At 57.5% G+C, this 21996-nt stretch carries 21 protein-coding genes; 3 read left to right on the top strand and 18 right to left on the bottom strand.

The window, feature by feature from the left end:
* Positions 1–57 precede the first annotated feature (57 nt).
* The 9 genes from nqrM to J122_RS08530 all read right to left on the bottom strand — a co-directional run bounded on the left by nqrM (position 58) and on the right by J122_RS08530 (position 8966).
* Positions 58–300: a (Na+)-NQR maturation NqrM gene (nqrM, locus tag J122_RS08570; protein WP_061331860.1), complete on the bottom strand. Its 243-nt coding sequence runs from the start codon at positions 298–300 to the stop codon at positions 58–60.
* An 11-nt stretch (positions 301–311) separates the two neighbouring features.
* Positions 312–1361: an FAD:protein FMN transferase gene (locus tag J122_RS08565; RefSeq protein ID WP_061331859.1), complete on the bottom strand. Its 1050-nt coding sequence runs from the start codon at positions 1359–1361 to the stop codon at positions 312–314.
* A 9-nt stretch (positions 1362–1370) separates the two neighbouring features.
* Complete coding sequence (nqrF, locus tag J122_RS08560) at positions 1371–2597, bottom strand: NADH:ubiquinone reductase (Na(+)-transporting) subunit F (protein ID WP_061331858.1); 1227 nt, start codon at positions 2595–2597, stop codon at positions 1371–1373.
* A 41-nt stretch (positions 2598–2638) separates the two neighbouring features.
* The gene (gene nqrE / locus J122_RS08555) at positions 2639–3247 is read right to left on the bottom strand and encodes an NADH:ubiquinone reductase (Na(+)-transporting) subunit E (RefSeq protein ID WP_058090111.1); all 609 of its coding nucleotides are present in this window, start codon (positions 3245–3247) and stop codon (positions 2639–2641) included.
* A complete protein-coding gene (locus tag J122_RS08550; protein WP_058090112.1) occupies positions 3247–3912 on the bottom strand; it encodes an NADH:ubiquinone reductase (Na(+)-transporting) subunit D in 666 nt (221 codons plus the stop codon). The genes nqrE and J122_RS08550 overlap by 1 nt, the downstream gene beginning before the upstream one ends.
* A 2-nt stretch (positions 3913–3914) precedes the next feature.
* Complete coding sequence (locus tag J122_RS08545; RefSeq protein WP_061331857.1) at positions 3915–4709, bottom strand: Na(+)-translocating NADH-quinone reductase subunit C; 795 nt, start codon at positions 4707–4709, stop codon at positions 3915–3917.
* Positions 4702–5910, bottom strand: coding sequence for an NADH:ubiquinone reductase (Na(+)-transporting) subunit B (locus J122_RS08540; protein WP_061331856.1), 1209 nt, complete (start codon positions 5908–5910; stop codon positions 4702–4704). Before J122_RS08540 ends, J122_RS08545 begins: the two co-directional genes overlap by 8 nt.
* A 4-nt stretch (positions 5911–5914) precedes the next feature.
* Positions 5915–7261 (bottom strand): Na(+)-translocating NADH-quinone reductase subunit A, encoded by a 1347-nt coding sequence (locus J122_RS08535; RefSeq protein WP_061331855.1) that lies wholly within the window; start codon positions 7259–7261, stop codon positions 5915–5917.
* A 235-nt stretch (positions 7262–7496) separates the two neighbouring features.
* Positions 7497–8966: a glyceraldehyde-3-phosphate dehydrogenase gene (locus J122_RS08530; RefSeq protein ID WP_061331854.1), complete on the bottom strand. Its 1470-nt coding sequence runs from the start codon at positions 8964–8966 to the stop codon at positions 7497–7499.
* 171 nt (positions 8967–9137) lie between these two features.
* Between J122_RS08530 and mfd the strand changes: the two genes are divergently transcribed.
* The gene (gene mfd, locus J122_RS08525) at positions 9138–12671 is read left to right on the top strand and encodes a transcription-repair coupling factor (protein WP_061331853.1); all 3534 of its coding nucleotides are present in this window, start codon (positions 9138–9140) and stop codon (positions 12669–12671) included.
* Positions 12672–12701: 30 nt separating this feature from the next.
* Entirely contained in the window at positions 12702–13481 is a 780-nt protein-coding gene (locus tag J122_RS08520; protein ID WP_061331852.1) for a CsiV family protein, read from the top strand.
* Here J122_RS08520 and J122_RS08515 read toward each other — a convergent pair.
* From J122_RS08515 to J122_RS08495, 5 genes are read right to left on the bottom strand one after another with little or no spacing between them, the layout of a single operon-like run.
* On the bottom strand, positions 13465–14253 hold the full coding sequence (locus J122_RS08515) for an S-methyl-5'-thioinosine phosphorylase (RefSeq protein ID WP_061331851.1): 789 nt from the start codon (positions 14251–14253) through the stop codon (positions 13465–13467). The genes J122_RS08520 and J122_RS08515 overlap by 17 nt on opposite strands.
* Positions 14237–15442 (bottom strand): mechanosensitive ion channel family protein, encoded by a 1206-nt coding sequence (locus J122_RS08510; RefSeq protein ID WP_061331850.1) that lies wholly within the window; start codon positions 15440–15442, stop codon positions 14237–14239. Before J122_RS08510 ends, J122_RS08515 begins: the two co-directional genes overlap by 17 nt.
* A 23-nt stretch (positions 15443–15465) precedes the next feature.
* Entirely contained in the window at positions 15466–15975 is a 510-nt protein-coding gene (locus J122_RS08505) for a L,D-transpeptidase (RefSeq protein ID WP_061331849.1), read from the bottom strand.
* Between the two features lie 50 nt (positions 15976–16025).
* Positions 16026–16703, bottom strand: a complete 678-nt coding sequence (locus tag J122_RS08500; protein ID WP_061331848.1) for a TetR/AcrR family transcriptional regulator — start codon at positions 16701–16703, stop codon at positions 16026–16028.
* A 60-nt stretch (positions 16704–16763) separates the two neighbouring features.
* Positions 16764–17660 (bottom strand): hypothetical protein, encoded by an 897-nt coding sequence (locus tag J122_RS08495; protein ID WP_061331847.1) that lies wholly within the window; start codon positions 17658–17660, stop codon positions 16764–16766.
* 156 nt (positions 17661–17816) lie between these two features.
* On the opposite strand from J122_RS08495, the gene J122_RS08490 reads away from it, so the two are divergent.
* Positions 17817–18440 carry a riboflavin synthase gene (locus J122_RS08490; protein ID WP_061331846.1) on the top strand — a complete coding sequence of 208 codons (624 nt, stop codon included), beginning with the start codon at positions 17817–17819 and terminating at the stop codon, positions 18438–18440.
* Between the two features lie 4 nt (positions 18441–18444).
* Here J122_RS08490 and J122_RS08485 read toward each other — a convergent pair whose 3' ends face one another.
* From J122_RS08485 to can, 4 genes are all read right to left on the bottom strand, one after another.
* Positions 18445–19578, bottom strand: a complete 1134-nt coding sequence (locus tag J122_RS08485; RefSeq protein WP_061331845.1) for a class I SAM-dependent methyltransferase — start codon at positions 19576–19578, stop codon at positions 18445–18447.
* A 185-nt stretch (positions 19579–19763) separates the two neighbouring features.
* On the bottom strand, positions 19764–20831 hold the full coding sequence (locus J122_RS08480) for a class I SAM-dependent methyltransferase (protein WP_061331844.1): 1068 nt from the start codon (positions 20829–20831) through the stop codon (positions 19764–19766).
* Between the two features lie 144 nt (positions 20832–20975).
* Positions 20976–21149 (bottom strand): hypothetical protein, encoded by a 174-nt coding sequence (locus J122_RS23645; RefSeq protein ID WP_171040020.1) that lies wholly within the window; start codon positions 21147–21149, stop codon positions 20976–20978.
* A gap of 124 nt (positions 21150–21273) precedes the next feature.
* Positions 21274–21951 (bottom strand): carbonate dehydratase, encoded by a 678-nt coding sequence (gene can / locus J122_RS08475; RefSeq protein ID WP_061331843.1) that lies wholly within the window; start codon positions 21949–21951, stop codon positions 21274–21276.
* Positions 21952–21996 lie beyond the last annotated feature (45 nt).

The following is a 21996-nucleotide window of genomic DNA, read 5'->3' as shown; positions in this document are numbered from 1 at the left end:
CAGTGACTCCTTATCTACGCCATAAAATGCGTAGTTCTATTTATTGATGAGTGTCGCTTACTTTTCTGTGCGCGAGGCGTCGTAGGCCAGATCTTCACCTTTCTCAGAGGCCCCGGTCTCGCTGCGGCTTTCCTCACACTTCTGCGTGTTACCGCCACAAATATCACAGGACTGGCTGATGCCCAGGGCACCAATCCCACCGCAGGTGCCGCTGATCGGCTTACGGCCAAAGATCACGCCGATCGACATACCGGCAATCAGAATGCCCACAATGAACAAAACGAGAAGAAAGGTACCCATACTGCCCTCCTTTACTGAACCACGAAGGAAGAGAAAGCCGGTGTTTCATGCACCTCAAAGCCGCCCTCGCCTCGCACGATGAAATAAGCAGGAATATTTTCCCGCGTTGCCAGCGCCCGTGCCCGCTCATAACCCATCACGGTGAATGCGGTGGCTAGAGCGTCGGCAGTCATACTGTCTTCGGTAATCACCGTCACAGACGCTATCCTGTTGGTGATCGGCTTACCAGTCGATGGATCTATTGTATGCGAGTAACGCTGTCCATCCGATTCGTAATAGTTACGATAGTCACCGGAGGTTGCCATCGCATGCTGATCCATGGCCACTATCTTGCTGACCTGCCTTGCCTGTTCCGATGGCTCTTCAATGGCCAGGCGCCAGGCACCGCCGTCAGGTTTCCGCCCATTGACCCTCACCTCACCACCGATCTCTACAAGGTACGCCTGCACACCTTCACGGTCCAGGTAACGGGCCACCACATCGACACCATAGCCTTTGGCAATCCCGGACAAATCAATGTACTGGGGCTTTTCGCTACGCAACGCCATGGCCTCTGCGTTCAACTCGATATAGCGGTAGCCAGTATCTGCAAGCGCTTTCTCAAGGGCCGCGTCAGACGGCACGGTATCAGGCCGGGCATCCGGCCCAAAGCCCCAGAGATTGACCACGGGACCGATGGTGATATCAAACGCCCCGTCGGTCAGCTCGGCAATTTCCTGGGAACGCTGTATCACTTCAAACAAGGCCGGAGAAAGCTCCGTCCACTCCGACTGGTCCTGTTTGCGATTCAACCGTGACAACTCGGAATCCTGCTTCCAGGTCGACATGGACGCATCCACCGCTTCCAGCTCTTTCTGAATACCCTGAGCCAGAGTCTGCAGGCGTTCCCTGTCTTCTGGCAATACGACGTTTATGTGATAGGTCGTTCCGAAGATACCTCCGGAAATCTCCCAGACTTTTTCCTTTTCCTGAAACGAGCAACCCGCCAGGGCAGCCATGATCAGCGTCATAAAGACGCCGACCACAACCACCCTGACGGGTCCAAACATGCGGGATGTCATCTGAGCCTGTTAACCTCCGAAATCATCCAGCATGATGTTTTCGTCCTCAACACCAAGATCTTTCAGCATCTTGATGACGGACGCGTTCATGATTGGGGGCCCACACATGTAGAACTCACAGTCTTCCGGAGCCGGGTGGTCCTTCAGATAGTTTTCGTACAACACGTTATGGATAAAGCCGGTAGGGCCATCCCAGTCGTCAGTCGGAAGCGGATCTGACAGGGCGCAATGCCACTCAAAGTTCTCGTTCTCTGCGGCCAGACCATCAAAGTCTTCCACATAGAACATTTCGCGCACACTGCGGGCACCATACCAGAAACTGATCTTGCGCTTGGAATTCAGGCGCTTGAGCTGGTCAAAGATGTGGGAACGCATGGGCGCCATACCCGCACCACCACCGATGAACACCATTTCCGCGTCGGTCTTCTTGGCAAAGAATTCACCGAATGGCCCCATTACAGTGACCTTGTCACCCGGCTTCAGGTTGAACACGTAGCTGGACATGATGCCTGGCGGGTGATTGGTGCCCGGAGGCGGTGTCGCAATACGGATGTTGAACTTCAGAAGTCCCTTCTCTTCCGGGTAGTTCGCCATGGAGTAGGCACGGATGGTGTCTTCCTTGTTGATCGCCTTATAGCGCCAGATATCGTGCTTGTCCCAGTCTTCGTGGAACTCTTCCTCGATATCGAAGTCCTTGAAATCGATTTCGTAGGGAGGGCACTCCAACTGCACATAGCCACCAGCGCGGAAGTCCACTTCCTCACCTTCCGGTAGCTTCAGTACCAGTTCTTTGATGAAGGTGGCCACGTTGTGGTTAGACACCACCTCGCACTCCCACTTCTTCACGCCGAAGAACTCTTCCGGTACTTCGATCTTCATGTCCTGTTTTACAGGAACCTGGCACGACAGGCGCCAGCCTTCTTTTTCTTCACGGTTGGTGAAGTGGGTCTTTTCGGTGGGCAGCATGGCGCCGCCACCTTCCAGAACCTTACATTTACACTGGGCGCAGGTGCCACCGCCACCACAGGCAGACGACAGGAAGATGCCGTTGCCCGCCAGGGTGTTCAGCAGTTTTCCACCTGCTTCCGTTTTCATGGTGTGTTCCGGGTCGTCATTGATTTCAATGGTGACGTCGCCGGTGCTGACCAGTTTTGAGCGCGCTGCCAGGATCACCGCCACCAGTGCAAGCACGATGACGGTAAACATGACCACGCCAAGAATAATTTCTGTATTCATGGTCTCGCCTTCTCGTAGTTATCCGATGATCCGGGGGCGCATTACAGCGAGATGCCGGAGAACGACATAAAGCCGAGTGACATCAGGCCGACAGTGATGAAGGTAATACCAAGACCACGCAGGCCATCGGGCACATCACTGTACTTGAGCTTCTCGCGGATACCTGCCAGGGCACCAATGGCCAGGGCCCAGCCCACGCCAGCGCCAAAGCCGTACACCACACTCTCACCAAAGTTGTAGTCACGCTCAACCATGAACAGTGACGCACCCAGGATCGCGCAGTTAACGGTGATCAGAGGCAGGAACACGCCCAGCGCTGCGTACAGCGACGGGATGTACTTGTCGAGAACCATCTCAAGAATCTGCACCAGTGCCGCAATAACACCGATGTAGGTCAGCAGTCCCAGGAAGCTCAGATCAACATCTGGGAGTCCCGCCCAGGACAGGGCACCTTCACGCAGAACGGTATTGAAGATCAGGTTGTTCACCGGCACAGACAGAGTCAGTACCACAACCACCGCAATACCCAGGCCAATCGCCGCTTCTACCTTTTTGGAGATCGCCAGGAAGGTACACATCCCCAGGAAGAACGCCAACGCCAGGTTTTCAACGAAAATGGCCGTAACCAGAAGACTCAGATAATGATCCATTAGAAGGCCTCCCGGGTTTTATGGGCTGACATCTTGAAATCAGGCTCTTCAACCTGATCCGGCTTCCAGGTACGCAGTGCCCAGATGCCCAGACCGATGATAAAGAACGCGCTCGGCGGCAGCAGCATCATGCCGTTCGGCACATACCAGCCACCATCGTTAACCGAGGCCAGGATGGTGAAACCAAGCAGTTCACCAGAACCGAACAGCTCACGGAAAAACGCCACGAACAGGATCGCAATGGAGTAGCCCAGACCGTTACCGATACCATCCAGGAAGCTCAGCATCGGCGGGTTCTGCATGGCAAAGCCCTCGGCCCGGCCCATAACGATACAGTTGGTGATGATCAGACCAACGAATACCGACAGCTGCTTGCTGATTTCATAGGCATAGGCTTTCAGCACCTGGTCGACCACGATTACCAGCGACGCAATGATGGTCATCTGTACGATGATCCGGATGCTGTTGGGAATCTGGGTACGAATCAGAGATACCGCCAGGTTTGAAAACCCGGTTACCGCAATAACCGAAGCACACATAACCAGCGTAACGCTCAGGCTGGTGGTAACCGCCAGCGCCGAACAGATCCCAAGAATCTGCAGGGCGATGGGGTTGTTACTGAAAATCGGTTCAAAAAGAACCTTCTTGGCTGATACGTCAGACATGATCAGGCCTCCCCGTCGCGCAGATTTTTCAGGAACGGCGCGAAACCGTTCTCACCCATCCAGAAGTTGATCAGGTTCTCGACACCGCGAGCCGTCAGCGTTGCACCAGACAGGGAATCAATCTGATGCTCGCTGTCCGGATTGGCACCGCCTTTGATCAGGCGGATCTGGGGCTCACTCTTGTCGTCACCGTAGATCTTCTGGCCAACCCACTGGCTTTTCCAGCGAGGGTTGTCTACCTCACCGCCAAGGCCAGGCGTTTCCGCGTGGTCATAGAAGCCCAGGCCTTCGATGGTGTTCAGATCACCTTCCAGTGAAATGAACCCATACAAGGTGGACCACAGACCAGGACCGTGAACCGGCAACACCACACGAACCAGCTCGCCATCCTCCTCGAGGATGTAAACCGTGGCTGCGTGGGCACGACGACGCAGATTGGCGGTGTCTTGCTCACCCGACAGGCGGGTAGACATGTTCGGATCACCGGCAGCGCGGTACTGGTTGTAGCTCAGTACATCAGGCACGCCAAGCTCTTCCGGGGTGGTGAACCGGCCAGTACGCAGGTCAACCAGGCGCGGCTCGAACTGACCAAACAGTTCTTCGATACGGGCCCGATTGGCGCCAGGCTCAGCCATGCCGGCGGCCTGAAGGATATTGGACTTGATGTCCAGCTCTTGGTTCAGGGCCTGCTGCGGGCGCAAGGATACAGCTGCAGCAGACACAATCACGGAGCAAACGATACATAGGGCGAAAGCGACCTGAATGGTCTTTCCGACCGTCTCTTTTTTCTTAGCCACGTGCGAGCCTCCGTTTGATGTTGGCCTGAACCACGTAGTGGTCCATCAGCGGGGCGAACAGGTTGGCGAACAGAATGGCCAGCATAATGCCTTCCGGGAAGGCCGGGTTGACCACACGGATGAGGATGGTCATCACACCGACCAGGATGCCAAACATCCAGCGACCGGTATTGGTCATCGCAGCCGATACCGGGTCTGTCGCCATAAACATCATGCCGAAGGCGAAGCCACCCATAACCAGGTGCCAGTGAGCCGGAATGGCAAACATCGGGTTAGTCTCGGACCCGACAATGTTCAACAGCAACGACATGCCGATCATGCCGATCAACACCCCGCCGACAATGCGATAGGAGGCGATCTTCATGGCCAGGAGGATCAGACCACCAATCAATATGGCAATGGTGGACGTCTCACCCATGGAACCCTGAATGTTACCCACGAAGGCATTCATCCAGCCGATCTGGGTTTCCAGTGCTTCCAGGCCGCCAGAGGCAGCCCAACTCAGAGCCGTTGCGCCACTGAAGCCATCAACTGCAGTCCAGACAGTGTCGCCGGAAATCTGCGCGGGATAGGCAAAGTACAGGAAGGCACGACCAGTCAGGGCCGGGTTCAGGAAGTTCTTGCCGGTACCACCGAACACTTCCTTACCGATAACCACACCGAAGGTGATACCCAGGGCCACCTGCCACAGCGGAATGGTGGGCGGGCAGATCAAAGCAAACAGTACGGAGGTTACGAAGAAGCCTTCGTTCACTTCGTGACGACGCACGGTGGCAAACAGCACTTCCCAGAAACCACCCACCACAAAGGTGACGGCATAGATAGGAATGAAGTAGGCCATGCCGTAGACGAAGTTGTCCCACCAGCCGGCACCGGCGCCGGTCACGGCCAGGGCGGTGATAAAGGCTTCACGCAGGCCGCCATCGGCAATCATGGCATCCGGGTTGGCTGCCAGGAAATTGTTGGCCTGAAAACCAATGTTCCACATACCGAAGAACATGGCAGGGAAAGTACACAACCACACAGTGATCATGATGCGCTTGAGGTCTACGCCGTCACGCACATGGGCCGTGGTGGAAGTTACTTTGCCAGGGGTGTAGAAAATGGTATCAACGGCTTCGTACAGGGCATACCAGCGCTCGTACTTACCACCCTTTTCAAAATGATGCTCGATTCCATCGAGAAACTGTCGGATAGCCATCGTATTATCCCTCGATCTCGATTCGGGTCAGGTTCTCGCGGAGAATCGGACCGTATTCATATTTGCCGGGGCACACAAAGGTGCACAGCGCCAGATCTTCTTCATCCAGCTCCAGGGCGCCAAGTTTCTGTGCCACTTCGGTATCGCCAACAATCAGTGCTCGCAGCAGCTGAGTCGGCAGGATGTCCAGCGGCATCACCTGCTCATAGGCACCGACAGGCACCATGGCCCGCTCACTGCCGTTGGTGGTGGTGGTGAAGTTGAACAGCTTGCCACCGGTCAGCTTGGACAGGTAGATGTTCAGCACCGAGAACTTGTTGGTGCCCGGAGACAGCCAGCCAATGAACTCACGCTTGGTGCCTTCTTCCAGCACCGACACCTGATTGGCAAAGCGGCCCAGGTAGGCACAGGGGCCGTCACCACGACGACCGCCGAATACCGAGCCTGAAATGGCACGGACGTCGCAATCAGTGGCGATCTCGCCATCCAGCAGTTCCGGCAGGCTGGCACCCAGGCGGGTACGAACCAGGCGGGGCTTCAGGGCTTTAGGGCCACCGATAGCCACAATGCGCTCAACCGGCACTTCACCGGTCTCGAACAGTTTGGCGATATCGATCACGTCCTGATAATTGATGCTCCAGACAGTCTTGCTGGCTGAAACCGGGTCCAGGTGGTGGATATGGGTGCCCACATTACCGGCAGGGTGCACACCATCGAACTGGTGTACTTCGATGTTGTCTGCTTTTGGTACAGACACGTCGGAGCCGGGCTTGCCGGTCACAAATACCTTACCGTTGGTCAGGCGGGAGATGATGGTCAGGCCTTTTTCGAACGCCTTGCTGTTCTCGCCGATAATAACGGTAGGGTCTGCTGCCAACGGATTGGTATCCATGACAGAAACAAAGATGGAGTTCGGTGCGGAGTCGATTTCCGGAACCTTGCTGTAAGGCCGGGTGCGGAACGCTGTCCACAGACCGGATTCAACCAGGTTATCAACTACCTGCTGGCGTTCCAGGCCGGCAAGATCGGAATCGTTGTAGCGGGCATAGGTTTCCGCCTCATCGCCATCCACTTCGATGACAACAGACTGGAACACGCGACGCTCACCGCGGTTGATTTCTTTCACTACACCGGCTGCCGGTGAAGTATAACGAACGCCTTCGGTCTTCTTGTCCGTGAACAGCAGCGTACCGCGCTTGACACGGTCTCCCTCTTTCACAGCCATCGTCGGCTTCATGCCGTTGTAGTCAAAGCCGATCAATGCCACGTGGCGAATCGGTTTGCCGTCAGTAATGGTCTGTTCGGGAGCGCCGCTGATGGGAAGATCCAGGCCTTTTTTGATCTTGATCATTAGCCTCATCCAATCATCAGAAACTTTTCTGTGGATTTTAACGCCCGGCCCCGCCGCTCGGGGGTGAGAATATGGGTGCCAGACATACCCAAAATCGCGCCAATTATAGAGATTAAGGAAACCTATTTCCACCGGTAAGGAAAATGGTTTTATCCCTCCAAAGTAGTAAAAAAGCCCCGGCAGCTCACGCTACCGGGGCCTTTTTGATCCGACTTGACTGAAACAGGCTTAGACTTTAGTCACGTGCCCGCTTCGGAAAGATCGGGTAAGTTACGCCGGCCATCTGATTGACACAGCGGATAACCTGAGCGCTGTAGCCAAACTCGTTGTCGTACCATACGTACAGAATCAGGCGCTTACCGTTGGCGATGGTGGCCTGGGCATCGACAATACCCGCGTGGCGGGAGCCTACGAAGTCTGTGGATACCACTTCCGGGGAATTCACGAAATCGATCTGCTTCTGCAACTCAGAGTGCAGAGCCATGTCGCGGAGGTAATCGTTCACCTTCTCTACATCTACGTCTGACTTCAGATTCAGGTTCAGGATGGCCATGGACACGTTCGGCGTCGGCACCCGGATAGCATTACCGCTCAGCTTGCCCTTGAGCTCCGGCAGCGCCTTGGCAACAGCCTTGGCCGCACCTGTCTCTGTAATAACCATGTTCAGTGCTGCGCTACGGCCACGACGGCTACCCTTGTGGTAGTTATCGATCAGGTTCTGGTCGTTGGTGTAGGAGTGAACGGTCTCAACATGGCCATCTTCAATGCCGTATTCGTCGTTGATGGCCTTCAGCACCGGGGTAATGGCGTTGGTGGTGCAGGAAGCCGCGGACAGGATCTTGTCTTCGTCGGTAATCCAGTCGTTGTTGATACCATACACGATGTTCTTGATATCACCCTTGCCCGGCGCGGTCAGGATCACGCGACTGACACCCTTGGACTTCAGGTGCAGGCCAAGACCGGCTTCGTCACGCCACTTGCCGGTGTTGTCGATCACAATGGCATTGTGGATGTCGTAGGCGGTGTAATCGACCTTGTCGGGGCCATCGGAATAGATCACCTTGATAAAGTTGCCATTGGCGATCAGGGCGGAGTTTTCTTCATCAACGGTGATGGTGCCATCGAAGGGACCATGCACGGAGTCACGGCGCAGCAGGCTGGCGCGCTTTTCCAGATCGTTTTCGGCACCGCCCTGGCGAACCACAATGGCTCGCAGGCGGAGATTGTTACCACCGCCGGCTTTTTCAATCAGGATTCGGGCCAGCAGACGGCCGATACGGCCAAAACCATAGAGCACTACGTCTTTGGTTTCGTTCTGGGCGTCCTGCTCTGACTGACTGGCATACTGGCCAACCACCGGGCCGATTTCACGCTTCAGGAATTCGGTGAGGTCACCGCCTTCAGCCTTGAACTTGACCGCCAGCTTGCCGATGTCCACGTGGGCGCGACCAAGATCCAGCTTGTCCATGGCCTGCAGGATCGGCAGCGTGTCGTGAACGGACAGCTCGCTGTTCTCAACCTGACGAACAAAACGATGGGCACGGATGATGTCGATCACCGACTGGTTGATGATCGCCCGGCCGTATACCGACGTAACAACGTTGTTTTTGCGGTACAGGCGGCCAATCAGCGGGATCATCGCTTCGGCGGTGGACTCTCTTTCTGTCCAGTTGGACAGGTGCTGGTTGATTTGTTCGTGACTCACGGTTGGAACCTCGTATAGCACTGGGAATAATTTTAAGGCGCACATTATCCAACTTAAGACGCCCGACGGCAAATAGCGATTTGTCGGTACCAGCCATGACACTGAAACCCCCGAACGCTAGAATAGCGCCGCTCGGTTCCAGACGCGCTAACTCAGGAGATTTGACAGCTCATGCCCCAAGGTTCCGCCCGTGCGGCCTCACCCGCCCCGTTGATTGCCCCGACGCTGCCGGATAAAAGCGCCGACCACCGCAAATGGGGCCAGCTTCACGGTTGCAGTGACGCCCTGGCCATCTGCGAGAGCGCCAAGCTGCATAAAGGGCTAACGCTAGTGGTTACCCGAAGCACCGATGAGGCCATCCGCCTGGAGCAAGCCATCCGGTTTTTCCTGAACCTGCCACCGGAAGAAGACGGCGCTACGGTGACCGCAGACGGCCTCGAACTGTTGTCGCTGCCGGACTGGGAAACCCTGCCCTACGACCTGTTTTCACCCCACCAGGACATTACTTCCAGGCGTATCCGCACCCTGCACCGGTTGCCATCCACACGCCACGGTATTCTGGTGGTGCCCGCCCGCACCCTGATGCATCGGCTGGCGCCGCCAAGTTACCTACAAGGCAACACCCTGCTATTAAAAGTAGGCCAGAGCCTAAATATCGACAGCTGGCGAATGCAACTGGAGGCTGCGGGATATCACCACGCTGAAAATGTGTATGAGCACGGTGAATATGCCGTGCGCGGGGCGATTCTGGACATCTACCCCATGGGCTCCAACCTGCCCTACCGGATTGACCTGTTCGACGACGAAATCGAAACCTTGCGCACGTTTGACCCGGAAACCCAGCGCTCCATTGACCGAATCGAACAGATCGAACTGCTGCCAGCCCATGAGTTCCCCTGGCACAAGGAGGCCCGCTCCGGCTTCCGCAATCGTTGGTTTGAACACTTCCCCCATGCCGACAAAGACGCTCCGGTCTATCAGGACGTCAGCAACGGCATTACCCCGCCAGGCATCGAGTATTACCTGCCATTGTTCTTTGACCAGACCGCCACTCTGTTCGATTACCTGCCGGCCACCACACTGGTGTTTACCGCAGATGGCCTGAACGATGCTGTTGCGGCTTTCGATGCGGAAACCCGCGCCAGGCACGAGGACCGCCGGCACGACCGGCTGCGACCGATTCTGCCACCGGCCGAGCTTTTCCTGCTACAGGACGAAGTGTTTGGCCAGATCAAGCAATACCCGCGCATCACCTGCACTCCCGACGCCATGGACGGCGCCGGTACTGCCAATTGCGGCGCCACACCGCTACCGGACGTGGCCATGGATGGCCGGGCCGCGGACCCGGCCGGGCGGCTCAAACGCTTTATCAAGGAATTCCCGGGCCGCGTGCTGATTTGCGCCGAATCTTCCGGTCGGCGCGAAGCCCTGATCGAGAACCTGCGGGATCACAAGCTAAAGCCTGTCACCCTCAGCGGCTGGCAGGCATTCACTGAAAGTGACAGCGCGACCCTGGCCATCACCATCGCGCCGATGGAACAGGGAATGGTGCTACCGGAGCAGAACCTCGCCCTGATTACCGAAACCGCCCTGTTCGGCGAACGGGTTCTGCAGCGACGCCGGCGTGAAAAGCCCACGGAAGTGGACGACCACGGTTACCGGGACCTGTCCGAACTGCGTATCGGCTCGCCGGTGGTGCATATTGACCATGGCGTGGGCCGTTACAAAGGCCTGGAAACCATCAACGCCGGCGGCCAGGCCGACGAGTTCCTGACCCTGGAATACGCCGGTGGCTCAAAACTCTATGTTCCCGTTTCCAGCCTGCACCTGATTTCCCGCTACGCCGGCACCGACGAAGAGCACGCGCCCCTGCACAAGCTCGGCACCGACCGCTGGAGCAATGCCAAACAAAAGGCCCTGGAGAAGATACGCGATACCGCCGCCGAGCTGCTGGACGTTTACGCCCGCCGCGAAGCCCGCAAAGGCTTCCAGTTTGAAGACCCGAAAGAGGCCTACCGGGCGTTCGCCGCAGGCTTCCCGTTCGAGGAAACGCCGGACCAGCAAGTGGCCATTCAGTCGGTGTTCGACGACATGACAGGCGAACGCCCCATGGACCGTCTGGTGTGCGGTGATGTGGGTTTCGGCAAAACCGAGGTAGCCATGCGTGCGGCCTTCCTGGCCACCTGGTCCGGCAAGCAGGTGGCCGTGCTGGTACCCACTACCCTGCTCGCCCAGCAGCATTACGAATCCTTCCGGGATCGTTTTTCCGACACCCCGGTCACCGTGGAACTGCTCAGCCGTTTCCGAAGCGGCAGCCAGACCACTAAAGCCATGGCTGCTATTGAGGAAGGCAAGGCAGACATCGTGATCGGCACCCACAAATTGCTGCAAGGCGATGTGAGGTTCAAGAACCTGGGCCTGGTCATTATTGATGAGGAGCACCGGTTCGGTGTTCAGCAGAAAGAACGGCTTAAATCCCTGCGGGCGGAGGTCGATATGCTCACGCTGACCGCTACGCCAATTCCGAGAACCCTGAACATGGCCATGGGGCACCTGCGGGACCTGTCGATCATCGCCACGCCCCCGGCCCGCCGGTTGTCGGTGAAAACCTTCGTACGTCAGCGTGAAGAGGCTATGGTAAAAGAAGCCATCCTGCGGGAAATCCTGCGGGGCGGTCAGGTGTATTTTCTGCATAACGATGTGTCGACCATCGAGAAAACCGCCGAAGACTTGCGCCGGCTGATCCCGGAAGCCAGGGTGGGCGTGGCCCACGGCCAGATGCGAGAACGGCAGCTGGAACAGATCATGTCAGACTTTTACCACAAGCGTTTCAACGTGCTGGTGTGCACCACCATTGTGGAAACCGGCATCGACATTCCCAGCGCCAACACCATCATCATCGAGAGAGCCGACAAGTTTGGCCTGGCCCAGCTGCACCAATTGCGCGGCCGGGTTGGCCGGTCCCACCACCAGGCCTACGCCTACCTGCTGACGCCACCACCGAAAAGCATCTCCAACGATGCCAAGAAACGCCTGGACGCCATCGCCGAAGCCCAGGACCTGGGCGCCGGCTTCATGCTGGCCACCCACGACCTGGAAATCCGGGGCGCCGGCGAGCTGCTGGGCGAGGAACAGAGCGGGCAAATTGAAAGTATTGGTTTCACCCTCTACATGCAGTTGCTGGATGAGGCGGTAAAAGCCATTCGCGAGGGCCGTACCCCGAATGCGGAACTGCCGTTGAGCCACGGCACCGAAATGAACCTGCGCATCCCGGCATTGATTCCCGACGACTACCTGCCCGATGTGCACAACCGCCTGATGCTGTACAAGCGCATTGCCAGCGTGCAGACCGAAGATGAATTAAAAGAACTTCAGGTTGAGATGATCGACCGCTTCGGATTATTACCGGAACCGGCCAAGAATCTGATCAACCAGACCCGGCTGCGTTTGAAAGCCGAGGCTCTGGGCATCGGAAAAGTGGACGCTGGCAAGGAATGGGTGCGACTGGAGTTCGGTGCAACCACACCGGTGGACCCTCTGGTGCTGGTTAAAAAAGTGCAATCCGCACCGGACACCTACAGGCTGGAAGGCGCCAACAGCTTCCGCTTCCGGCTGAATGATGATTCAACCAGTGGTAAACTCGACGCCATTGCAGCCATGCTCACGGAATTGACGCCGGGCAACAAGCCAGCCAAGGCGTCGTGAGCAAACAATGACTCAGGTGGAGTAAGACTCTTGCAAGCCCAGCATTTCTGTTTACGGCACACAGTGATCGGTGCCCTTCTGGCAGCGGCCTTCATGCTCGCCCCGACCGTCCTGATGGCCCAAAGCCAGTCAGGCAACGCACCCCGCGACTACTACCGGGCCGAGTTCATTATTCTGGAGCGGCTGGTTGACCCGTCCGGTATTGAAGAGAAGATGGCTGGCAAACCGGTTGAGCCCACCATTCGGCCCGACAAAGCCCTGTGGGTGGATCAGGCCGACGGCCGCCGGCAATCCGATCTGCAACTGGTACCGCAGAGCGAGCTGCACCTGAATCAGGCGGCCCGACGCCTTGAAAACAGCGGCAACTATCGGGTACTGGCAGCCACCGGCTGGTACCAGACGTTTCCGCCCAATTACGACGGCGAGCCCCTTGAGATTGCGTTGGGAGACTGGCTGCCGGACGCGGGCCAGCGAGCCGTGGAAGGCCATATCACCATTGACCGGCAACGATTCCTGCACGTGGGCATTCATCTGAATCACTGGATGATTGACGAGAGCACGCCGCGAGTTAGACAAGTAACACAGAATGTTTCAGAAGACGCCATGGAACCTGACGCCTCCGAAGCATCAGACTCATGGCCAGGCACAGAAGGCGGCGCAAGCTTCGGCCTGTCCGAGGCAACCACGCCGGCTTCTCCACTTCAACTGGTCACCTGGATCAGGGAAACCCGCCGCATGCGCAGTGAGGAAATCCACTTCATCGACTCCCCCACGATCGGCGTACTGGTGTTCTTCAAGCGGGTGGAATGAGCACCTCAAGCTGACCAAGACCGGCCATTGAGCGCTCAAGGATCAACCGAACCCCGGACATCCCCTGCTCAATGGCCTCTTCAATCTCGGCCATGGTAATGATGTGGTCGGATTTGCCCGCCGCCCAGTTCACCACCAGGCCCAGACTCACGTAACGCATCCCCAGTTCCGCCGCCAGCACCGCTTCCGGCATGCCGGTCATACCCACGATATCACAGCCATCACGCTCCATTCGGCGTATCTCTGCTGCCGTTTCAAGCCGCGGCCCCTGGGTGGCGCCATACACACCAAAGTCCGAGAACGGCACGGCCGCCTCCCGTGCCGTGGCAACCAGTAGCTCCCGGGCTTCCCGGTCATAAGGCCAGGTGAAATCAATGTGAGTGACGTGCTCCAGCTCGCCTTCAAAGAAGGTACTCGGCCGCCCCCAGGTGTAGTCAATCAGTTGATCGGGAATAACCACATGGGCCGGCCCCATGTCAGGGTGAATACCGCCAACGGCGTTGACACCCACCAGGGTTCGGACGCCGGCATCATAGAGCGCCTGGATATTGGCCCGGTAGTTCACCTGATGGGGCGGAATCCGGTGCGGGTTACCGTGTCGGGACAGAAAAATCACCTTCTGTTGCCCCAGCACGCCATGAACCAGAGCGGAAGACGGCTCCCCCCAGCGGGTGGAGACGGTTTCCTCGCCCACAATGGTGAGATCACTGAGACTGGTCAGCCCGGTCCCACCAATGATACCAACCGGCTTGCTATCAGCGACTGCTGTCATTCTGTTTCTCCGCCTGTGTTCCTGAATCCTGCCCCCGGCCATCCTCTCTGGCTGGCTCAGACGCTGACTGCTCCTGATTGTCGCCGCTGACTTTCACGCCGTCTGGCAGGTGCAGGGTACGTGTCGGGAAGGCCACTTCGGCGCCATGGCTTTCAATGATGTCACTGATCTTCAGCAGAACATCCTCTTTGACCTCGTGGAACCGGACCCATTGGGTAGTCTTGGTAAAGGCATAAACCATAATGTCGAGCGATGACGCATTGAAGGCCAGGAAATTCACAATCAGCGTCTCATCGGCCGCAATGTCTTCATGATTCTTGAGCATGTCACGTATTTCATCCACGATTTTCTTCATGGAGTGGACGTCTGCGTAGCGAATGCCGATGGTTTCCGAGATACGGCGGTTGGTCATCCGGGACGGATTCTCCACCGCAATGGTAGTGAAGGCCGCATTGGGAACGTAGAGCGGGCGCTTGTCGAACGTACGAATGGTCGTCAGGCGCCAGCCGATGTGCTCCACCGTACCCTCAATATTCCTGTCCGGGGAACGCACCCAGTCGCCCACTTTAAAGGGGCGGTCCAGATGGATGATAAAGCCACCAAAGAAGTTGGCCAGCAGGTCTTTCGCCGCAAAACCCACGGCAATACCACCCACACCACCAAAGGCAAGAACCCCGGAGATGCTGAAGCCCAGGGTCTGCAATGCGGTCAGAACCGCCGTGATGATGACCACCGCCCTCAGCAGTTTGCTGATTGCGTTCACCGTGGTGTAGTCCATCGGTTTGCGCATTTTCATGGGCGAGGTGAGAATCTTCTCCGCTTCTTTGACCAGCCTGAGCATGGCCCAGACCAAGACCCAGACAAATCCGATCTGCAACAGCGTACCGTTCGCCTTGAAGATTTCAGCATCGGAGAAGTGGTGGGCAACCTCTGCTGCCCAATAGACCCCCTGCAGCCAGATAAACGCCACAACCGGCTTGCGGGCGGCATGGAGCACAGCGTCGTCCCAGAGATTACGGGTGGCACTGAATTTGTTCTCCAGGGCAACGATCACGCGGGATGCAATGAATGCGGCAGTGGCCGTCGCAAACACCAGCATGAAGATCAGAATACCGGCACGCCACCCTTCCGAAAGCATTCCGAAATCTTTTATCCAGCTGTTCAAAATGCTTAATGTTTCTCCGATCATCGTATCCCTCTGAACGTCAGTAATTAAAGAATCAAGACCCGTGTGCCCGGCGCAACGCGTTCAAACAGGTCCGCAACGTCCTGATTGCGCATGCGAATGCATCCATGGGAGCGGGCAACGCCCATAGGCTCGGTATCCGGAGTGCCATGGATGTAGATAAAGCGGCGAAACGTATCGACCCCTAGCCCACGATTACGCCCCCATTCACGGCCGCACAGCCAGAGAATGCGGGACAGGATCCAGTCCCTGTCCGGGTGCGCCGCGGCCAACTCCGGCGAATAACGTTCACCGGTGGGCCTGCGCGCGATAAACACCGTGTTCAGCGGCAGGCCGCGGCCAATCATGGCCCGCACATAGTGTTCACCGCGAGGCGTGCAACCGCTGGCGTTACGCTCTCCGGGTCCATTCAGGGCAGTGGATATCCGGTAACGGGCCAACGCCCGCCCGCCGGAATCCACCAGCACCAGGGTCTGGTCGGTGATGGAAATCTCAATGTGCGAGATCGGGCTGGATGGTGTGTGTACAGGGGGCACGGCTCCCTCCGGTTAAAAACCAGAGGGAAGCCTACCCGAGGCGGGGAACCTCAGGCAACAGAGACTTTGCTCTCAGGTGGCGGAGTCAGCAATTTATCGGGTGCTTGCATGCCGGCTGCCAGGAATGGCACCAGCCTGGCAGCAATCTCCTGCACGGAGGTTTCAACGCCCAGTTTGTTCTGCAGGATATCCCGCAAGGCATCACTGCTGGACATGGTGAACGCAGTGGCCCCCAGCATAAACTGTATGCGCCAATAACGATCTACCGCGGTGAGCTCCGGAGTGGCTTCCTTGAGCAGTCGCATGAACCGGCCAAACGGCTGGCTGTATTCCTGCTCCAGAAACTTTCGCAGATGGCCCTGGGACTGGGTGTAGGCCAGGCCCAACAGGCGCATGAAGATGGAAATGCCACGCTCATTGCGCTGTGGCATCCGTATGGCACTCTCAGTAAGCGCCCAGAGGGTCTGGTTTAGCGTGGGGGGATTGCCGTCACACCGCTCTTCCAGGTCGTCGAAGGCGGTTTCCAGAGTCGCCGAAAATGGCGTCAGAAATCGGGCGAAAACCGCGTGGATCAACGCGTTTTTAGACCCAAAGTGATAATTGACAGCGGCCAGATTTACTTTAGCCTTACTGGTGATCATCCGGAGTGATGTTTCGGAGAACCCCCGCTCGGCAAACAGCTCCTCAGCAGCGTCGAGTATGCGGTCAACGGTATCAGACTGCGCCATGTTGTTTTCAGTGCCTCTAGCAAACGTCTGTTTGAAACATACGTTTGAAGACTCGCCATGTCAAGTTCGCTCGGCGGGCACCGCGGCAACAGACTGCCAACCCCTATCGATGGCTTCCTGATTACCATCGAAAAACGCCTGCTGAACCCGGCTGTATGCCTTTTCCGCTTCCAGCATGTAAATCAGATACAGGCGCACATACTCCCGTCGGACAAGCTGCCTGGCCAGAACCCGCTGTTCACTCAAGCGGATAATATCGCTGAACCTGGGATGCTTCAGTGCAGGGTTATACTCCGCCATTCTGGCGCATTGCCAAACCAGCCCCTCCTTGCCTTCCAGATGCTCCACGTGCTTCCGGGCATCACGCAGCAGGCGCTGCCGCTTAACCACAAGGTCCAGATAGGACGGCTTCTCAGTGTAGATCCGCCGAATAATCGGCACGCCCAGCAACAGGATGATAACGAAGGCCCCAAAGCCACCACCGGCAATCCAGGCCGGGATGAAACCGGTGAGCCCGGAGAGAAAAATGGTTGCGGCCACCAGTGCACTGAACACCCACAGGTCGCGACTCCGGCGGGCGGCAGCCATTTGATAGTTGGTTGGCCAGTCAGACATGGACAACAGGTCGAAATCCATCAGCAGCACCCGATCACACTGGCGCAGCATCAGTCTTAGCTTGCGCTGCTTTGATTCTGCCAGCGCTTTCTCTATGTCGCCCTGTGGCTCGCGCTCTGCCTCGTTTTCCTGATCATCACCCGCCTCCTGCTCGTCGGGCTCCGGGGGGCGATCAGACTCCGCCCGCGCCGCCTCTGATGCCTGCAGAGCTGCGGTACGCTGAGCAGCATTCAAGGCAGATCCGGCGGCGTCAGGCACAGGATCAGCCGCACGGCCCTGCCTCAGGACCGCGCCCGGGGCATTGGCATCGTCTGTCAGATTCTGTGCTGTTTGCTCAGCCATGAGGCCACCTTATCGGTTCGTTCCTTTTGCAAGTATCGGCCATTGCGTCCGCTTCTTGAATGTCCTGTTTGCCGACCCTTGTTCACCGGGCTTCCTTGGCAACCGCACCGGCCACCGGTATCCTTGCTCCATCATACAGGGTTCAGGAGCACCACTATGTTTACCGGTATTGTTCAGGGTATCGCCAAAGTCACCGAGATTATTGCATCACCGGGCCTGAATACTCTGGTTATCGATTTTCCGGGGGCACGGGTTGAAGGAGTAACTATCGGGGCGTCGGTCGCCATTAACGGAACCTGCCTGACAGTCACTCGCCAGGACGGAACCCGCCTTTATTTTGACGCCATGCAGGAAACCCTGCGCCTGACCACACTTGGGGAGTTATCCCCCGGAGATACGGTAAACTTTGAACGGGCAGCGCGCATTGGCGATGAAATCGGCGGACATCTGCTCAGCGGCCACATTCATACCACGGCCACCCTGGTCGACATCGCCCGACCGGAGAACAACGTGACACTGTGGTTTGAGATTCCAGCCGAGTGGGAAAAATATGTGTTCCCAAAGGGCTACATTGCCATCAACGGCGCCAGCCTGACCATCGGCGAGGTGCGGGAGAACCGGTTCAACGTGCACCTGATTCCGGAAACCCTGCGCGCCACAACGTTCGGGAGCGCAGAACAAGGGCAAAGGGTGAACATTGAGGTAGACAGCCAGACCCAGACCATCGTAGACACCCTGGCCCGGCTTGGCTACGACCGGCCGCCGACAGCAAGGAGCTAGGGGGTCACAGGCAGGCTTCAAAAACGACGAAACGCGGGCTTGCCGCCCGCTGCACCACGCTGCTGAAATAGCGTTTCAGGGAGCGATGATAGCCCAGGTGGCGATTCCCCACCATCAATAAGGTGCCCTCGGGTTCCAGGTGCCGGGCAGCATCCCGGAATAGCCTCAAGGCAATGTGATCGCTTACTACCCCACCCTCATGAAACGGTGGGTTGAGCAAAATCAGCTGATAGTTTCCCGCGCCTCTGTCGACGCCGTCGGCATGGCAGACGCTGGCCCTTGCCTCAAACCCGCAACGCTTCAGGTTATGCCGTACACTCGCCACAGCCTGGGCAGACACATCGGCAAATTCCACACGGATATCGTCGCGGCAGGCCAGTGCCGCCAACCCTAGAATACCGTTGCCGCAAGCCAAATCCAGTACCCGGGCACCACTTGGGAGCCGGGCAACGGCAGGGGCTACAAGTGGCAGTAATTCACGGGTGCCAATGTCCAGACGGTCCCGGGCAAACACCGCAGGCATGGCCTCCACGGCGACTGGAACGTCCGGAACGGAATAACCTTTCCAGAGCCCTGACCAGCCCGCCAGGCTTGCCTCTCCCCGGCGACAAACCACAACACGCGCCTTTTTGCGCGCCGGCAGAACGGCTTCGGTGGGCATGGCTTCGGCAAATACATCAACACTGCGATCTGGAAGGTGCTTGATCATGCCCCCGGCAAGCAGGCAGCCATTATCGGCCAGTGCGGAATTCACCCAGCGCAGCAGCCACGCCAGGTATTCGCTTTGACGGGGCACACGCATGACGATCAGGTCAAAGGGCCCCTGCGGTGGATTCAGCCAACTGGCCAGCTGTACCGCGGAAGGTATATCGGGATTCAAAGAGATGTTAGCGCTCAATGCGCCCCCCAGAACTGCGCTGTCTGCCACCGATACCGGTGCGTAGTCAGACAACCCGAGCGTGAGTGCGCCAAACTGGTCATCCACCACCAACACACGATCGCCGGCGTGCACTCGGCGTAGGGCTTCATCCAGAAGCAGCTCATCCGCTGCATCCCAGGCACGTAAGTTCGGGTCACTCACGCCGGGGCGACAGAGCACTCGCTGACCAGCAGAGAACTCTAACGTTGCGGTTGTCATTTTGGGCACTCTGTTTCAGGTTTGATGAAAATGACCGGTTTTAGGCTGTTTACTCTAGAAAATAATCCTAAGTTAGAGCTGTTCACGCCGAACACCCTTTCCGGTTACGTCGTCCGGCTCTTAATGCCCGGACGAACGGCACTTTTCCGGAGATTCACTTTTGCCCCTTACCCCAGGGGCTTTTTTTATGGGCGCAACCCGGCACTGGCGCGGCGAAAAGCCCGATAAACCGTAAAGCGACGATCCTGAGCCAGCCGCTCTACCGGCCCGATATGCCGCTGGATGTCACCCTCATAGGGCAGAAAACTGTTTGCCACCAGTCGCAACTCCCCTCCGGGCATCAGGTGACCGGCCACATCCCGGAGAAACTGCTCGGTCATGGACGTGTCGGTTTTAACCCCGCTGTGGAACGGCGGATTGGTCACTACCGCCTGCCACCGCCCTTCCAGGGTCGAAAGCCCGTCGGCAGCGTAGATCTGGCCATGCGAGCCTGCCTTGGCATAGGTGGCCTCGGCACAAAGCACAGCCTGGGCCTGGACATCCACGCCGTCAACCGTCACCGGTGAGCGCCCATGCCGATTGGCAAAGCCCTGCAACCAGCTACCGATCACGCCCGCACCACAAGCAAAGTCGAGCACGCGCTCCGCCTTCAAGGGCGACTCCGCCAGGGTTTCAAGCAGCATCCGCGTGCCCGCATCCAGCTCCCCGTCACTGAATACCCCCGGCAGCCCAGCCACAGCGATTTCAACGCCTGCACACTCGAGCTGGCTCCAGCTAATCCATTCACGAATATCAAACACCGACAGGGGCTGACTATTTGTGCCGACCCAGACCTGACAATGCCGGGCACTGTCCACCTTGCCCGTATCGGAAGCCACTTCGTTGAACTGTTTGACCGCCCCACCGATGCCTTCTTTCTTCTCGCCAATCAACACCAACCTGGCACCTTCACAACCCAGAAACCGAGCCATTGTCAGGCGCAAAGCCAGCTCCGCCCGGGCCTTGGGCAGAAAAACCACAACCGTGTCGTAATCTGCAGCGGCCAGACCATCGGTGTCGTAGCCAAAACAGGCCTGCCAGCCAGACCGCTGTGCCAGTGCGCTGTATACGCCCGCATGCTCACTCATGGCCAGACCACTGTCACCGCATTGAGACAGTACAAGAGGCTCGGTAACACCCAGTAAGGCAAGCCGCCCCTGCAACAGATCGCGGTTACGAAGAAGAACGTCGTGGGTATTGGTCAGTGCAGACATGGATAGCAAGCCCGTTGGAGATCGTAAAAGGCGCTATGCTAACCGGAAAAAAGCCCTGAGTCTGCCATCGCGGCACATCAGGGCTTTATCAGAAAGGGAAACGGAACGGTAAATCAGAACACCAGTGGGCACCTGGTGAAGGCCTTACTTGTATCGAGCAACCGTGCCAACACGCAGTGCATCTTCCGGTGACATTCCCCAGTCTTCCTGGGGGCGAGGTTCGCTTCGCTTGCTGTCCTGCCGATTGCGACTCATAGCCGTGCCCGCGTTTCTGCGAGCTTCGATTGCACTCAGGGCCTTTTGCATCAGTTCTTTCATGGTCACCTCCCTCATTACTACAGTAGCTACTGTACCAAACACAGGGGTGACCATCTGTGATGACGCCAAGGGTCAACAAGTGACGCTCGTCACGATTCTTTGACACTTTTTGACATTTAAGGTGTCATGTTTTTTGACGACCTGACCGAACCGGTCGCTCCACCAGCGCCTGAAGATTTTTCTGACGAACCTTCTCCCGCTCCTCTTCACCGGTGATCGCCAGCCCCATGTCACGCAGCAGGCCATCGGCCACATCGTAGACAAACCCGTGGACGGTCAGGGGTTGGCCACGGCGCCATGCCTCCAGGAGAATGTTGTTCTGGCACACGTGGGCTACTTGTTCCAACACATTCAGTTCGCACAGGCGGTCCACCCGGTCCTCAACCGTCGGCAAGGCATCCAGAACGGACTGGTGGCGGTCCCGAACATCCTGTACATGGCGCAGCCAGTTTGAAATCAGGCCAAAGCCCTCGTTCAGCAGCGCTGCACGCACCCCACCGCAACCATAGTGGCCAACAACCATGATGTGTTTGACCTTCAGCACGTCAATCGCAAACTGAAGCACCGACAGGCAATTAAAATCCGTATGCACCACCACGTTCGCCACATTGCGGTGTACGAACAATTCCCCCGGCATAAGATCGACAATCTGGTTGGCCGGCACCCGGCTGTCTGCACACCCGATCCAGAGATATTCCGGTGCCTGCTGGTTTTTCAGGCGCTCGAAAAACTTCGGATCGCCCGCTTTGATGCCGTCTGCCCAGGCACGGTTTTTCTCCAATAGATGTTGCAGGTGTGGCATTCACACGTCTCCCGGCATTGATTCCCGCCCGGGATTGAACGGGAA

The organism is Marinobacter excellens LAMA 842, assembly GCF_001574445.1.
Classification (GTDB): Bacteria; Pseudomonadota; Gammaproteobacteria; order Pseudomonadales; family Oleiphilaceae; genus Marinobacter; species Marinobacter shengliensis.
Note: the sequence above shows the minus strand (reverse complement) of the source record. Positions and strands in the feature narration are given on the sequence as shown.

Bases quoted from the DNA above. Each gene is read 5' to 3' on its own strand.
- can (WP_061331843.1), bottom strand. From the start codon at position 21,951: ATGCCACACCTGCAACATCTATTGGAGAAAAACCGTGCCTGGGCAGAC.
- J122_RS08495 (WP_061331847.1), bottom strand. From the start codon at position 17,660: ATGGCTGAGCAAACAGCACAGAATCTGACAGACGATGCCAATGCCCCG.
- J122_RS08540 (WP_061331856.1), bottom strand. From the start codon at position 5,910: ATGGCTATCCGACAGTTTCTCGATGGAATCGAGCATCATTTTGAAAAG.
- J122_RS23645 (WP_171040020.1), bottom strand. From the start codon at position 21,149: ATGAAAGAACTGATGCAAAAGGCCCTGAGTGCAATCGAAGCTCGCAGA.
- mfd (WP_061331853.1), top strand. From the start codon at position 9,138: ATGCCCCAAGGTTCCGCCCGTGCGGCCTCACCCGCCCCGTTGATTGCC.
- J122_RS08485 (WP_061331845.1), bottom strand. From the start codon at position 19,578: ATGACAACCGCAACGTTAGAGTTCTCTGCTGGTCAGCGAGTGCTCTGT.
- J122_RS08565 (WP_061331859.1), bottom strand. From the start codon at position 1,361: ATGACATCCCGCATGTTTGGACCCGTCAGGGTGGTTGTGGTCGGCGTC.
- nqrF (WP_061331858.1), bottom strand. From the start codon at position 2,597: ATGAATACAGAAATTATTCTTGGCGTGGTCATGTTTACCGTCATCGTG.
- nqrM (WP_061331860.1), bottom strand. From the start codon at position 300: ATGGGTACCTTTCTTCTCGTTTTGTTCATTGTGGGCATTCTGATTGCC.
- J122_RS08550 (WP_058090112.1), bottom strand. From the start codon at position 3,912: ATGTCTGACGTATCAGCCAAGAAGGTTCTTTTTGAACCGATTTTCAGT.
- nqrE (WP_058090111.1), bottom strand. From the start codon at position 3,247: ATGGATCATTATCTGAGTCTTCTGGTTACGGCCATTTTCGTTGAAAAC.
- J122_RS08515 (WP_061331851.1), bottom strand. From the start codon at position 14,253: ATGACAGCAGTCGCTGATAGCAAGCCGGTTGGTATCATTGGTGGGACC.
- J122_RS08510 (WP_061331850.1), bottom strand. From the start codon at position 15,442: ATGATCGGAGAAACATTAAGCATTTTGAACAGCTGGATAAAAGATTTC.
- J122_RS08500 (WP_061331848.1), bottom strand. From the start codon at position 16,703: ATGGCGCAGTCTGATACCGTTGACCGCATACTCGACGCTGCTGAGGAG.
- J122_RS08535 (WP_061331855.1), bottom strand. From the start codon at position 7,261: ATGATCAAGATCAAAAAAGGCCTGGATCTTCCCATCAGCGGCGCTCCC.
- J122_RS08490 (WP_061331846.1), top strand. From the start codon at position 17,817: ATGTTTACCGGTATTGTTCAGGGTATCGCCAAAGTCACCGAGATTATT.
- J122_RS08480 (WP_061331844.1), bottom strand. From the start codon at position 20,831: ATGTCTGCACTGACCAATACCCACGACGTTCTTCTTCGTAACCGCGAT.